Source organism: Plantactinospora sp. KLBMP9567 (genome assembly GCF_033446045.1).
Lineage (GTDB): Bacteria > Actinomycetota > Actinomycetes > Mycobacteriales > Micromonosporaceae > Plantactinospora.
In genome coordinates this window covers 126807-140021 of record NZ_JAWQRR010000039.1, presented here as the reverse complement: position 1 = coordinate 140021, position 13215 = coordinate 126807, and the positions used below count along the sequence as shown (strand labels likewise).

At 71.2% G+C, this 13215-nt stretch carries 13 protein-coding genes; 5 read left to right on the top strand and 8 right to left on the bottom strand.

Annotated features, from left to right (window positions below; all coding sequences use genetic code 11):
• The first annotated feature begins 21 nt into the window (after window positions 1-21).
• Both R6Y94_RS28985 and R6Y94_RS28980 read left to right on the top strand, forming a co-directional pair.
• The gene (locus R6Y94_RS28985) at window positions 22-1002 is read left to right on the top strand and encodes an ABC transporter ATP-binding protein (RefSeq protein WP_318399011.1); all 981 of its coding nucleotides are present in this window, start codon (window positions 22-24) and stop codon (window positions 1000-1002) included.
• A gap of 62 nt (window positions 1003-1064) precedes the next feature.
• A complete protein-coding gene (locus R6Y94_RS28980; RefSeq protein WP_318399010.1) occupies window positions 1065-1778 on the top strand; it encodes an ABC transporter ATP-binding protein in 714 nt (237 codons plus the stop codon).
• A gap of 78 nt (window positions 1779-1856) precedes the next feature.
• Here R6Y94_RS28980 and R6Y94_RS28975 read toward each other — a convergent pair whose 3' ends face one another.
• Window positions 1857-2066, bottom strand: coding sequence for a BldC family transcriptional regulator (locus R6Y94_RS28975; RefSeq protein WP_007073996.1), 210 nt, complete (start codon window positions 2064-2066; stop codon window positions 1857-1859).
• A gap of 265 nt (window positions 2067-2331) precedes the next feature.
• Window positions 2332-3171 carry a hypothetical protein gene (locus R6Y94_RS28970; protein ID WP_318399009.1) on the bottom strand — a complete coding sequence of 280 codons (840 nt, stop codon included), beginning with the start codon at window positions 3169-3171 and terminating at the stop codon, window positions 2332-2334.
• A 194-nt stretch (window positions 3172-3365) separates the two neighbouring features.
• Between R6Y94_RS28970 and R6Y94_RS28965 the strand changes: the two genes are divergently transcribed.
• Both R6Y94_RS28965 and R6Y94_RS28960 read left to right on the top strand, forming a co-directional pair.
• Complete coding sequence (locus R6Y94_RS28965) at window positions 3366-4448, top strand: Glu/Leu/Phe/Val family dehydrogenase (RefSeq protein WP_318399008.1); 1083 nt, start codon at window positions 3366-3368, stop codon at window positions 4446-4448.
• Between the two features lie 341 nt (window positions 4449-4789).
• Window positions 4790-5005, top strand: coding sequence for a DUF3073 domain-containing protein (locus R6Y94_RS28960; protein ID WP_203867382.1), 216 nt, complete (start codon window positions 4790-4792; stop codon window positions 5003-5005).
• Window positions 5006-5285: 280 nt separating this feature from the next.
• Here R6Y94_RS28960 and amcA read toward each other — a convergent pair whose 3' ends face one another.
• The 5 genes from amcA to R6Y94_RS28935 all read right to left on the bottom strand — a co-directional run bounded on the left by amcA (window position 5286) and on the right by R6Y94_RS28935 (window position 10186).
• Window positions 5286-5525 (bottom strand): multiple cyclophane-containing RiPP AmcA, encoded by a 240-nt coding sequence (gene amcA, locus R6Y94_RS28955; protein WP_318399007.1) that lies wholly within the window; start codon window positions 5523-5525, stop codon window positions 5286-5288.
• Window positions 5494-6597 carry a cyclophane-forming radical SAM peptide maturase AmcB gene (gene amcB / locus R6Y94_RS28950; RefSeq protein ID WP_318399092.1) on the bottom strand — a complete coding sequence of 368 codons (1104 nt, stop codon included), beginning with the start codon at window positions 6595-6597 and terminating at the stop codon, window positions 5494-5496. Before amcB ends, amcA begins: the two co-directional genes overlap by 32 nt.
• Window positions 6598-6826: 229 nt before the next feature.
• On the bottom strand, window positions 6827-7972 hold the full coding sequence (gene purM, locus R6Y94_RS28945; RefSeq protein WP_318399006.1) for a phosphoribosylformylglycinamidine cyclo-ligase: 1146 nt from the start codon (window positions 7970-7972) through the stop codon (window positions 6827-6829).
• Window positions 7973-8116: 144 nt separating this feature from the next.
• The gene (gene purF / locus R6Y94_RS28940) at window positions 8117-9682 is read right to left on the bottom strand and encodes an amidophosphoribosyltransferase (RefSeq protein WP_318399091.1); all 1566 of its coding nucleotides are present in this window, start codon (window positions 9680-9682) and stop codon (window positions 8117-8119) included.
• A gap of 150 nt (window positions 9683-9832) precedes the next feature.
• Complete coding sequence (locus tag R6Y94_RS28935) at window positions 9833-10186, bottom strand: sterol carrier family protein (RefSeq protein WP_318399005.1); 354 nt, start codon at window positions 10184-10186, stop codon at window positions 9833-9835.
• 264 nt (window positions 10187-10450) lie between these two features.
• Here R6Y94_RS28935 and R6Y94_RS28930 point away from each other — a divergent pair, with 264 nt between their 5' ends.
• Entirely contained in the window at window positions 10451-12301 is a 1851-nt protein-coding gene (locus R6Y94_RS28930) for a carboxypeptidase regulatory-like domain-containing protein (protein WP_318399004.1), read from the top strand.
• 120 nt (window positions 12302-12421) lie between these two features.
• Here the strand turns inward: R6Y94_RS28930 and R6Y94_RS28925 are convergent, their stop codons facing one another.
• Complete coding sequence (locus tag R6Y94_RS28925) at window positions 12422-13195, bottom strand: 2-phosphosulfolactate phosphatase (RefSeq protein WP_318399003.1); 774 nt, start codon at window positions 13193-13195, stop codon at window positions 12422-12424.
• Between the last annotated feature and the right edge of the window lie 20 nt (window positions 13196-13215).

Sequence of the window (13215 nt, the reverse complement as noted above, 5' to 3'; positions counted from 1 at the left end):
TCGGAGAGGGGACGAGAACTGATGGCGAGTCCGACGACTGCCGCTGCGGTGCCCGATCTCGCCGTACTCCAGCGCAGGGCCGCGGAGCGGGCGGCGGCCCGGGCCGGCGGCGAGGACCGGCTGCGGGGACACATCGTCTGCGACGGGCTGGTCCGGATCTTCAAGACCGAGGGCGTGGAGGTGGTCGCGCTACAGGGGCTTGACCTGGTGGTCGACCGGGGCGAGCTGCTCGCCATCGTCGGCGCCTCCGGCTCGGGCAAGTCGACGGTGCTCAACATCCTCTCCGGACTGGACGTGCCGACCGCCGGTATCGCCCGGGTGGCCGACTTCGACCTGCTGACGATGTCGCCGAAGCGCCGGCTGCGGTACCGCCGGCACACCGTCGGCTTCGTCTGGCAGCAGACCGCCCGCAACCTGCTGCCGTACCTGACCGCCCGGGAGAACGTGGAGCTGCCGATGCGGATGGCCCGGGGGCTGCGGGGCCGGGCGGCCCGCAGGCGCGCGACCGAACTGCTGGAGATGGTCGGCGTCGGCTACTGCGCCGACCGGCGGCCGGACCAGATGAGCGGCGGCGAGCAGCAGCGCTGTGCGGTGGCGGTCGCGGTGGCGAACGACCCGGAGGTGCTCTTCGCCGACGAGCCGACCGGTGAGCTGGACGAGGCGACCGCGGCCGACGTCTTCGGCGCGCTGCGCACCATCAACGCCGAACTCGGCGTCACCATCGTGGTGGTCACGCACGACCACACCGTCTCGTCCCAGGTCCGCCGGACGGTCGCGATCCGCGACGGGCGGACCGCCTCCGAGGTACGCCGCTCCACCCGGCTCGGCGCCGACGGGGTGGAGGAGCTGGTCACCGAGGAGTACGCACTGCTGGACCGGTCGGGCCGGATGCAGTTGCCCTCCGCCTTTGTGGAGGCGCTGAGCCTGCGCGACCGGGTCCGGCTCAACCTGGCGCCGGACCACGTGCAGGTCCGGCCGGGCCGGGACGGTGAGGGGTCGTGACCGGCGGAGCAGAGCGGCACCGGGGACCGAAAGTGGACGCAGACGGGGAGAGAGGGCCGCTGATGGGTGAGGAACTGGTCCGGGTCGAGGGGGTGGGCCGGGACTACGCCGCCGGGGACCGGGTGGTGCACGCGGTCCGGGACGTCTCGTTCAGCGCCGCCCGGGGCGAGCTGGTGGCGATCCGGGGCCGGTCCGGCGCGGGCAAGACCACCCTGCTGAACCTGATCGGCGGCCTGGACCGGCCGAGCTACGGGCGGATACACGTCGCCGGGCACGAGGTCACCGCCGCCGGGAGCAGCGAACTGCTGGAGCTGCGCCGCTCCACCATCGGCTTCGTCTTCCAGTCCTTCGGGCTGATCCCGATCCTCTCCGCAGCGGAGAACGTCGGGGTGCCGCTGCGGCTGGCGAAGCGGCGCCGGGCGGAGCGGGAGGAGCGGGTGACGATGCTGCTCGAACTGGTCGGGCTGGGCGGTCAGGCGGCACAGCGCCCGTACGAACTCTCCGGCGGCCAGCAGCAGCGGGTCGCGGTGGCCCGGGCGCTGGCGAACGATCCGGCGCTGCTGATCGCGGACGAGCCGACCGGCCAGCTCGACTCGGAGACCGGTCGTTCGATCATGGACCTGCTCCGCGCGCTGGTGCACGCCCGAGGGATGACCGCGCTGGTGGCCACGCACGATCCGACCCTGATCGACCTGGCGGACCGGGTCCTGACGCTGCGGGACGGCCGGCTGGTGGACGGGGCGGAGCGGGAAGACGCGGTGCTGACCGGGAGCTGACTGTCCGGACACGACTCAGGGGTGGGATTCGTACGCTCGTACGAGCCCCACCCCTGTTTCGACGTTCGGTTTCGAGTCTCAGTCGCCCTGCCGCTGCTGGGGGATCTGGCCCTGCAGCAGGGCACGAACCTCCGACTCGCGGTAACGGCGGTGCCCGCCCAGCGTTCTGATCGCGCTGAGCTTCCCCGCCTTAGCCCACCGGGTCACGGTCTTCGGGTCGACACGGAACATCGACGCGACCTCTGCCGGCGTGAGTAGCGGCTCAGGTTCATGCGTACGCGATGCCATCGGTCACTCCTCCACAGGTGCCTATAGACATCGGCCGGGGTCCCGCCGGCCGACGCGTCTCCCATGGTCCGGCTAGTCCCCGATGTCCGACATGGGCCGAACGGCCGAAGGTCCCTGGATGGACGGATGAACAATGACCGATATATGGCCCTTTTTTATGCCAGAAAAAGACTTAACCGGACGGCCGATTGCCCCTCGTGACGTCGATGTTACGAGGGGCATTCACCTGTGTGCGCTCCCAATGGGCTCTGAGCCGCATTGTTCGCTAATTGCAACGCTCCAGTAACTGGACCGCCCGCCAGCGCGCCACAAGCTTCTCGTACGCCTCGGTGGCCGCGTCCGCGTCGCCCCGGGACAGCCCGGCCAGCCCGGCCGCGACCAGCTCCGGGGAGTCGTCCGCAGCCAGCGCCTCGTCCGGGAGCAGGTCGACCAGCCCGCCGTAGTCCAGCTCCACCACCGACCGGGGATGGAACTCCTCCAGCCACCGGGCCCCCTCCTCGACGGCCTCGGTGATCGGTGCGTCCCCGACCGACTTACGCAGCACCGACAGGCCCCGGGAGGCTCGCCGCCGGGCCTTGGAGATCTCGGTGCGGTAGCGCAGCACCCGCCGGTCCGGCCGGGTGGTCAGCTCGCGTTCCTCCGGGTCGACGAAGACGAACCACCGCAGCGGCACTCCCCAGGTGGCGATCTGCTCGTGCAGCCTCGGCACCCCGTGCTCCAGCACCCGGGCCCCGCTGCGCCAGTCCTCCACCACGGCCTTCGCCTGGCCGGCCAGCACCGGCGGGACGAACGCGTCGGCCAGCACCGGAGGCACGCCGTCCCGGGCGCTCAGCGCCGCCTCGGCGACCCGTACCCGCAGGTTCCAGGGGCAGACCAGCAGCGTGTCGTCGGCTTCCAGGACGTACGCCTCCTCGGGCAGGTCGGGCAGCCGGGTCCAGCCGGCACCGAGCGCCTCGATCACCGCCGTCCGCTGCCGTACCGGCCCCTCCAGCGGAGCCACCGCCCTGCCCTCCTTGACGTAGCGACGCCAGAAGAGCTGCCGGTCCCGATCGAAGGCGGTCAACGGCTCGTACACCCGCAGGTAGGAAGCGAAGAGCGACGGCACGGCGCGATCCTCCCACGAAACGAGAGCGGAGGAGTCTCCAGCATCTCCAATCAGTCTCGGGCGTGCCGGCCGCGATCCACCCTGGGCCCGATCGCGATTAGGCTCGGAGCAGGCCGGCAACATCCCCCGCCGGCACCGGGAGCCCCCTCCCGCCGCATCCCACAAGGATGCCCACCTGCGATCAGGAGCCAGACATGGACGTATTCGCCAGTACCGACGGTCCAGAATCCGACGGCCACGAGCAGGTCGTGTTCTGCCAGGACAAGCAGACCGGACTCAAGGCGATCATCGCCATCTACTCGACCACGCTCGGCCCGGCGCTCGGCGGCACCCGGTTCTACCCGTACGCCACCGAGGCCGAGGCGCTGCACGACGTGCTCGACCTGTCCCGGGGCATGGCGTACAAGAACGCGCTCGCCGGGCTGGACCTGGGCGGCGGCAAGGCGGTCATCTGGGGCGACCCGGAGCGGATCAAGACCGAGCCGCTGCTGCGGGCGTACGGCCGCTTCGTGGAGTCGTTGAACGGCCGCTACTACACCGCCTGCGACGTCGGCACCTACGTCGCCGACATGGACCTGGTGGCCCGGGAGACCCGCTTCGTGACCGGCCGCAGCGTCGAGCACGGCGGAGCCGGTGACTCGTCGGTGCTGACCGCCTGGGGCGTCTTCCAGGGGATGCGGGCCGCCGCCGAGCACACCTGGGGCTCGCCGACCCTGGCCGGGCGCCGGGTCGGGGTGTCCGGGCTCGGCAAGGTCGGCAAGCACCTGACCGGTCACCTGATCGACGACGGCGCCTCGGTGGTGGCGACCGACGTGAACTCCAAGGCGCTCTCCTGGGTCCGGCAGGCCTATCCGCAGGTCGACGTGGTCGCCGACACCCAGGCCCTGATCACCTCCGACATCGACGTGTACGCCCCGTGCGCCCTCGGCGGCGCCCTGGACGACGACACCGTGCCGGCGCTGCGCGCCTCGGTGGTGGTCGGCGCGGCCAACAACCAGCTCGCGCACCCGGGCATCGAGAAGCTGCTCGCCGACCGGGGCGTGCTGTACGCCCCCGACTACGTGGTGAACGCCGGCGGGGTGATCCAGGTCGCCGACGAGATCGACGGCTTCAACTTCGAGCGGGCCAAGCTGCGGGCCACCCGGATCTTCGACACCACCCGGGAGATCCTGCGGCTGGCCGACGCCGAGGGGGTGCCACCGGCGGTCGCCGCGGACCGGCTCGCCGAGCGCCGGATGGCCGAGGTCGGCCGGCTGCGCACCATCCACCTGCGCTGACCGGTCCCCGTCCCGGAGGGTGGGGCCGATGCGGGTACCGGTTCGGCGCCCCACCTCCGGACGGACGTCCGGTGGATTGCCGGTTAATCAGGCAGAAAGTACGCTGTACTGGACTGATGGGTCTGGAGGCCTCAAACGAGTCACGGCCAGGCCGGCGGGCGCTCCTTACTGAGTAGAATGGGACCGCCCGTCGATGTCCGCGCGACGCGCGGGCACGGGCGGTGGTAACCCGAGGTGCCGAACCGGGGCATCCCCATGTACCGTAAGAGCCACGAGAGATGCCTGACGTCATCGGGGCCCGCCTTCGGGCTGCCCCGAATTCTGTGCGAGGGGGTCGAGCCATGGGGCGCGGCCGTGCTAAGGCCAAGCAGACTAAGGTCGCCCGGGAGTTGAAGTACCACTCCCCGAACACCGACCTCGCCGCCTTGCAGCGAGAACTCGGCGGCAGCCGCAAGTCGGATCACGACTTCGACGACGACTACAAAGAGTATGTCGACGACGATGACGAGGATCACGACGCGGACGACGACCCGGGCAACTGGGCGTCAACCCGCTGACCTCCGGTCACATCTGAGCACGCGGTAACACCGCGTGCTCACGCGTGTCCGAGTGCCTGCGGGCCGTACCGCCGATCGGGACGCCAACCGGTAAGGACCTGCCGGGGACGGAGCCTGGCTCCAACCCCGCCGGCAGGTCCTTACCGCTGGCCGTGGCCCGTCCTCCCCGACACCGGGAAGGCCCCGCCACCCTTCGCATACCCGTCGTACGCCGCAGCACCGGACGTCCGGCCTCTCAGCGGACGGACCGGACATTCGGGCGGACCGGCCGTCCTCGGGCTCAGCGTGGGCGGTTGTTCCAGTTGTAGAACGTCGGGATGTTCTCGAAGTGGTTCCAGGCGCAGACCGCAGCCGCGCCGTCCCCGCCGGTCGCCACCTCGGCCCGGAGCCGTCGCGCCTCCGCCGCCTCCCGCAGCAGCGTGGTGAGCCCGGCCCGAGCACCCAGGACCCGGGCGGCCAGCGGATCGTGCGGTCCGGCCTCGACGGGCTCAGGCGGCCGTTGGCTCGTGGTCTCGGGCATGGTCCAACACTCCCTCTAGTAGACGGATCTTGCTGTTGCGGCAGTGGTCGGTCTCCGTACCATCGAAACGCCCGTGCTCGAAGTAGCGGTTGGCGGCGTGTCCGCCCCCGCAGAATCCGAAGTACGGGCAGCGGGCGCGGCAGGCCTCCACGCCGGTCAGGAACTCCGTCACCCACGGTGTCTGTGCCGCTGTGCCGAGAATCTCACCCAGCGGGGTCTCCAAGACGTTTCCACTGGTGAAGTCGCCGTAGTCCGGGTCGGAGAAGCCGGCCAGCTCCGGGGAGAGCAGCACCACCGAGCCGTCGTACCCGATGGTCGGGATGGGGTCGAGCTGGCGGGGCAGCACGTCGTCCTCGGCCCCGTCGAGGACGGCCGCCGCGTACCGCAGCGACCACTCGATCTCCCGGAGGTGGATCCGGGGGTCCCGGCGCCAGGCGGCGACCAGTTCCGCCCAGAAGCCGCTGACCAGCTCGGCCGGATGGGCGTTGCGCCGGGTGTTGACCCCCTCGGTCTCCTCGATGTTGATCCCGAGCACGTCACAGCCGAGGTCGAGGAAGTAGTCGTACAGCTCGGTGGCGAGCCCCGGCTCGGGCCGGCTCACCACACAGAGCGCCGAGTACGGGATCCCGTGCCGGCGCAGCGCCTCGATGCCCGCCATGATCCGGTCGTACGACGGTTGGCCGCCCCGGCCGACCCGTTCCCGGTTGCGGTCCCGGGGTCCGTCGATGCTGACGCTGACCCGGATCCGGTGCGCGGCGAAGAACTCGCACCAGGCGTCGTCGATCAGCGTCGCGTTGGTCTGCACGTGGTGCTCGACCGAGGAGTCGAAGGGCGCCAGCAGGGCCGCCAGGTGTTCCCGTCCGGCGGCGAGCGGCTCACCCCCGTGCCAGACCACCGAGAACCGCCCGTGCCGGGCCCAGTCGTTGACCGGCCCGGCCACCGCGGCCGCCACCGGTACCGTCATCCGGCGGTCCGCCGCCCGCAGCGGGAGATAGCAGTACGCGCAGTCGAGGTTGCAGAGCGTGGTCGGCTGCATGACCACATAGCTGGGGACCGCGGCGATCCCCCGCATGCCGGAAAACTCCTGTCCACGGACAGCCATGGCCCTCCTCCCCCGCCTCTGAGGTGCCCCTCAGGCTAGGTGGCGGTAGCCACCCCGGTGAAGTCCTGACCAGGTATGCCGAGAATCACGGGCAAATATCGCGGATGCGGGTTTTGGCGTTTTTGTTGTGCTCGGCCCGGCGTCGCGGCCCGAGTGGCAGGGTTGCCCCGGCTGGGCGGCCGCCGGATCGTGCGCCGGGTCAGCCCCGAGTGTGCTGGCCGATCATGTGCACCTCGCCGGTGCCCTCGATGATCTCACCCGCCTGCCAGGCCTCGACACCCCGGCCGGTCAGGCAGGCCAGCGCCCGGTCGGCGTCCTCGGCCGACACGATCGCGAACATGCCCACACCCATGTTGAAGGTGGACTCCATGTCCTGGTCCTCGATCCGGCCCTTGGCCTGGACCAGGTCGAAGATCGGCTGCGGCCGCCAGGTGGCCCGGTTGACCACCGCGTCGACGTTGTCGGGGAGCACCCGGACCAGGTTGCCGGGGATGCCGCCGCCGGTGACATGCGCCAGGGCGCGTACCTCGGCCTCGGCGATCAGCTTCAGGCAGTCCTGCGCGTAGATCTTGGTCGGGGTCAGCAGCTCCTCACCCAGGGTGCGCTGCCGGCCGAAGTCCTCGATCACGCTGTCCAGCCGCATCCGGCCGGCGCCGAGCAGCACGTGCCGGACCAGGGAGTAGCCGTTGGAGTGCAGGCCGGACGAACCCATCGCGATCACGACGTCGCCGACCTCGACCCGCTCCGGGCGGAGGATCTCGCTCTCCTCCACCACGCCCACGCCGGTGGCCGAGACGTCGTACTCGTCCGGACGGAGCACCCCGGGGTGCTCGGCGGTCTCGCCGCCGAGCAGCGCGCAGCCGGCGTACCGGCAGCCGTCGGCGATCCCGGCGCCGATCTCGGCGACCTTGTCCGGGACGACCTCGCCGCAGGCGATGTAGTCGAGCAGGAAGAGTGGCTCGGCACCGCAGGCGACCAGGTCGTCCACCACCATCGCCACCAGGTCGATGCCGACCGTGTCGTGGATGTCCATCTGCTGCGCGATGACCAGCTTGGTGCCGACGCCGTCGGTCGACGAGGCGAGGATCGGGTTGCGGTACTTCTGGGTGTCCAACCGGAACAGACCGGCGAAGCCGCCGATGTCGCCCATCACCTCGGGGCGCCGGGTGCCCTGTACCTTCGGCCGGAGCAGTTCGACCGCCCGCTCACCCGCGTGGATCGAGACGCCGGCGTCCGCGTACGACACGGTGCGCTTGCGGCCGGACCGGCCCATCCCCGCCGTCCAGGGCTGATGGGTGCCGCCCGGGCCGCTTCCTGCACCACTGCGCTCGGTCACGTGCGTCACGGTTCTCCCCTTTGTGGTTCTCGCGGCTGGCCGCGTCGGTAGCGGTCGAGGATCGCTCGACTTTCGTGCTGCCCGGTCGGATGTGTCCGGTCGGGCCGGTCCTGTCGCCGGGCGTCGTGCCCATGAGCCCGCCCGGCGTGGTGCCTACGCGTGCGACGACACCTCGCCGCCACTGGAACTGCTCACGAACGGCTGACCGCCCGGACCGCGGGCGGCCCCGTCCGGGACCGCCTCCTCCGCCCCGGCGCCGGCGACCCGGCGGTCAACTCCTTCGAGTACGTGCTTGCCGATCAGGTTCCCGGCTGGCAGCTCGATCGGGTATTCCCCGTCGAAGCAGGCCCGGCAGAGCCGGGTCTTCGGCTGCTCGGTGGACGCGATGAGACCGGCCAGGGAGACGTACCCGAGGCTGTCGGCCCCGATCGACCGCCGGATGCCCTCGTTGTCCAGCCCGTTGGCGAGCAACTCCGCCCGGGTGGCGAAGTCGATGCCGTAGAAGCAGGGCCAGTTGACCGGCGGCGAGGAGATCCTGACGTGCACCTCCAGGGCGCCGGCCTCGCGCAGCATCCGGACGATCGCCCGCTGGGTGTTGCCCCGCACGATCGAGTCGTCCACCACGACCACCCGCTTGCCCCGGACGTTCTCCCGGAGCGGGTTGAGCTTGAGCCGGATGCCGAGCTGACGGAGCGTCTGCGACGGCTGGATGAAGGTGCGCCCGACGTACGGGTTCTTCATCAGGCCGGCGCCGTAGGTGATGCCGGACTCCTCCGCGTAGCCGATCGCGGCCGGAGTGCCGGACTCCGGGACCGGGATCACCAGGTCTGCCTCGACCGGGTGCTCCCGGGCGAGCTGCCGGCCGATGCTGACCCGGGCGGCGTGGATGTTGCGGCCGGCGATCGTGGTGTCCGGCCGGGCGATGTAGACGTATTCGAAGAGGCAGCCCTTTGGCTCCGGTGCCGCGAACCGGGCCGACCGCAGGCCGTGCTCGTCGATGGCGATCAGCTCGCCGGGCTCGACCTCGCGAACCACGCTCGCCCCGACGATGTCCAGCGCGGCGGTCTCGCTCGCCACCACCCAGCCGCGCTCCAGCCGGCCGAGCACCAGTGGACGGACCCCGTACGCGTCACGGGCGGCGTAGAGGGTGGTCTCGTCCATGAAGACGAAGCTGAACGCGCCACGCAGCGTCGGCAGCACCTCCAGCGCGGCGGCCTCGACCGACAGATCGGGGCGACTGGCCAGCAGCGTGGTCACCAGCGCGGTGTCGGAGGTCGACCCGTCGGAGTCCATGCCGCGCTCGACCGCGTCCCGGGCAAGCTCTGCGGTGTTGACCAGATTGCCGTTGTGTGCCAGCGCGATCGTCGTGCCCGCCGTGTTGGCCCGGATCGTCGGTTGGGCGTTTTCCCAGGTCGAACCGCCGGTCGTGGAGTATCGGGTGTGGCCGATCGCCAGGTGGCCGCGCAGGCTCGCCAGCGTCGGCTCGTCGAAGACCTGAGCGACGAGGCCGAGATCCTTGTAGACCACCACGCCCGACCCGTCGCTGACGGCGATGCCGGCGGCCTCCTGGCCACGGTGCTGGAGTGCGTAGAGACCGAAGTAGGTGAGCTTCGCCACCTCTTCGCCCGGAGCCCAGACTCCGAAAACGCCGCACGCGTCCTGTGGGCCGGGTCGTTGGGGGTCGAGGTCATGGCTCAACCGGCCGTCGCCTCGGGGCACCTGCCGCTCCCTCTTGCTGATCTGCTCGGACTCGCCTGTCACCGGGTGATTTCGGATTCCGTCGACCCAGACAGTGTACGCGAACCGCAGCCGATACAGAGAGCCACGTTACGGTCCCCATAAGTGACGGATGGTGATGGATAATTATGACTAGACAGGAAGAAATGGGGAGATATCAGCACGATTACCACTCGTCTGCACCAGCCCCTCGGCGACCGCCGCCGACCACGACATCCGCCCGGTCGCCAGCCGGAGCCAGGTCTCCGGTGGCATCTCCACCACGTTCGGCGGCGTGCCACGGGTGTGTCGGGGCCCCGCGCAACACTGGATCGCCCCATAGGGTGGCACCCGGACCTCTACCGCCCGGCCTGGTGCGGCCCGGGCCAGGTCGCTCAGCAGGGCACGAACCGCGTCCCGCAGCGTCGTCCGGTCCGGCGTACGGCCGGCGTCGAGGTCCGCCAGTGCGGCTGCGACCGCTGCGGACTTATTGTGCGGAGAGGACACGTCGGGACGATACGACCCGGCTTCGTGGCATTTTTCGCCGCCCCTGGGTCGCGCTCATCCGGTCAGACAAGGCATAGTTGCCGACGGTGTAGTCGTATGGGTTGATCCCCGGCCGACGACGGGTCGGCGGTGGAGCCCCGGAAGGCGGTGGACGTGACAGCACACCGACGAGCCTGGATCTCCCGGGCCGGTGTGGTCGTAGCGCTGGCAGCCAGCGCTGTATTCGCTCTACCCACCACACCAGCATGGGCCGACGAGCCGACAGTGACCATCACGGGAGTGAACGCCAGCCTCAACGCCGGGCAGACGACCACGCTCAGCTTCACCGTCAGGAACAACAACGGTGGCCTGGTCGCCGACTCCTTCGACATCGCCGTGACTACCAGCTTCAACGAGCTGCAGTGCCAAGGCAACTGCGACTTCACGGACACGATCGGGGCGAACAGTACGAAGTCGTACAGCGTCACGCTCCGCGCCGGAAACGTCGCGGCGGGCCAGAACCGGTCCGGCAATGTCCGGATCAGCGCCGAGGTCGGTGACGACAGTGCTTCGGCCCAGCGGAACATCACGGTGCGGGGGCCGGAGGCGCCGCCGGAGGTGCAGACCGTTGCCGAGGTGTCGGGGCGGATCACCAACGAGGCCACCGGAGACGGGGTTCGCGACGCCAGCGTCCGGCTGACCGACGGGCAGGGTCGTACCCACACGACCAACACGAGCAGCAGCGGCAGCTACCGGTTCACCGGTTCGCGGGAACGGCCGATCGCGCCGGGACGGCTCCAGATCCGGGCCACCAAGGACGGCATCACCGACACCAAGGACGTGAACGGGGCCGCCGGCGCCCGGATCAACAACCAGGGCATCCAACTCGCCCTGGCCGGTACGCCGAGCGCAACGCCGGAGACCTCGGCCGAGCCGACCGAGGACGCCGCCGCCGATGAGGAGCCGACCGAGGAGGCCGGCGCGGAGGAGAGCCAGGAGGCCGGCGCGGCGGACCAGGCCGCCAACGAGGAGCCCGGCGGGCTCGGCTCGTGGGTACTGATCCTGGCCGGCGGCCTGCTGGTCGCGCTCGGTGTCGGCGCGATCGTGCTGCTGTTGATGCGCCGCAAGGAAGACGGCGGCGATGACGACGAGGACGGTCCGGTCCGGCCGGGCGGGCCAGGGCCACGCTCGGGCGCGGGGGCCGGCCGGGGCGGCTACGACGACGACGCCACCCGGGTCACCAACCGGGCCGGTGCCGACCCGACGATGGTCAACCGGGGCGGCAACCTGGCCGACGCGCCGACCATGATGCACAGTGCCCCACTGGTCGACGACGAGTTCCCGGACCCGTACGGCGCGCCGCTGCCCGGGCCGCAGACGCCGGGCTACGCCGCCGGACAGCAGGGCTGGGGCGGCAACGCCAACGGCTATGGTGACCGCCCCGGCTCGGGTGCCGGCGCGTACGGCAACGCACCTGGCTCGGGTGCCGGCTACGGCGCTCCCGCCTCCGGGGCCGGCTACGGCAACGCTCCCGGCTCGGGTGCCGGCTACGGTGCGCCCGTCTCCGGCGGTGGATACTCCGCCAACGGTGCCGCCGGCTACGACGACGGGTACGACGAGCCGACGGGGCGCTACACCGGTGGCCGGGGCGGTGCCGACGAGTACGGCCCGGCGGCCGACCCGTACGAGACCAACGCCTACCGTCCGTCCTCGGGTGCCGGCCAGGGTGGCTACGAGCCCACCCAGCAGTACGGCCGGGACGACGACGGCTACGAGGCCGGGGGCTACGGCGCGGGCCAGGGCGGCTACGGCGACGAGCCGCGTACCGGTGCCGGATACGACCGCGCCGACGACGGTTACGGCCAGCCGGGCTACGACAACCGGGCCGGCTACGACCAGCAGGGTTACGACGCCGACCGGGCCGGCTACGGCCAGCCGACCACCGGTGGCGGCTACGACCAGCCGCGTGGTGGCTACGACGAGCAGAACGGTTACGACGACCGGGGCGGCTACGACCAGCAGCAGGCTGGCGGCGGCTACTACGACGAGGCGCCACGGGCCGGGCACAGCCGGTCCGCCGCGCCGCAGCAGTCGAGCCGTTCGGAGCGCCGGTCGCTCGACTGGTTGGACGACTGACCGAGACGGCAGGCACGAGATGACCGGCAGGGGCCCGGTTCGCGACGGCGAGCCGGGCCCCTGCCGGTTCTCATCAGCGCACGGGTCCGACACCCGGGACGGCGACGGGGAGGACCTGGGTCAGGCCGGCGAGTAGACACCGTTGCGGAGTACCGGCACCACGTCGGAGACGCCGACCTGGACCGCGATCTCGACGTCCCGGCCGAATCCCCGGGTGGCGAGTTCCCGCCCCGAGACGCTGCCCCGGACTGCCGCCGATATGTCCGGGAGGCTGTTCAGCGCGGCCAGTGCCAGCGCCGCCTCGACGGAGAGTCCGCCGGACACTGTGGAGAGTGCGTCCAGCACGGCAGCCGCGCCGAGCTGGTCCTCGACAGCCGGCCGGAGACTGTCGTCCGGCCAGCGTTCCCCCGCCGCGACGACACCGATCGGTGCCGTGGTCGAGCCGTACCCCTGGGCGAGGAGCCAGCGCCCGACGGCGGTGGCGTTACGCAGGCAGGCCGCCACCACTGGCAGCCCGGTGGCGCTGGCGGCGGCGCTGATCGCCGAGCCGTTCGGGGACGGCAGCACCAGGTCCGGTACGACCGGAGCGGTGTACAGGGCCGCCGGAGAGAGCGACCAGGGATGCTCCGGCGTCACCGCCCGGCGGCCGACGGCGGCGACCGCGCCGACCCGGGTAGCGTACTCGGCGGCCTGGGCGCCCCAGGGGAACGGGTGCACCCGCGTCCCCCGGGCGACCGCCACCTCGACCGACGTGGTGAAGGAGAGCACGTCCACCACCACCAGCACCGCGCAGACCCGACTCAACTCGGACGCGCCGGCCAGCCCCCAGTCCAGCCTGGCGCCGGTACCGGGCTGGGCGTAAACCGACTCGACCGGTCCTGTTGGTTCCGTCACGATGCAGTTCCCTCGCCACC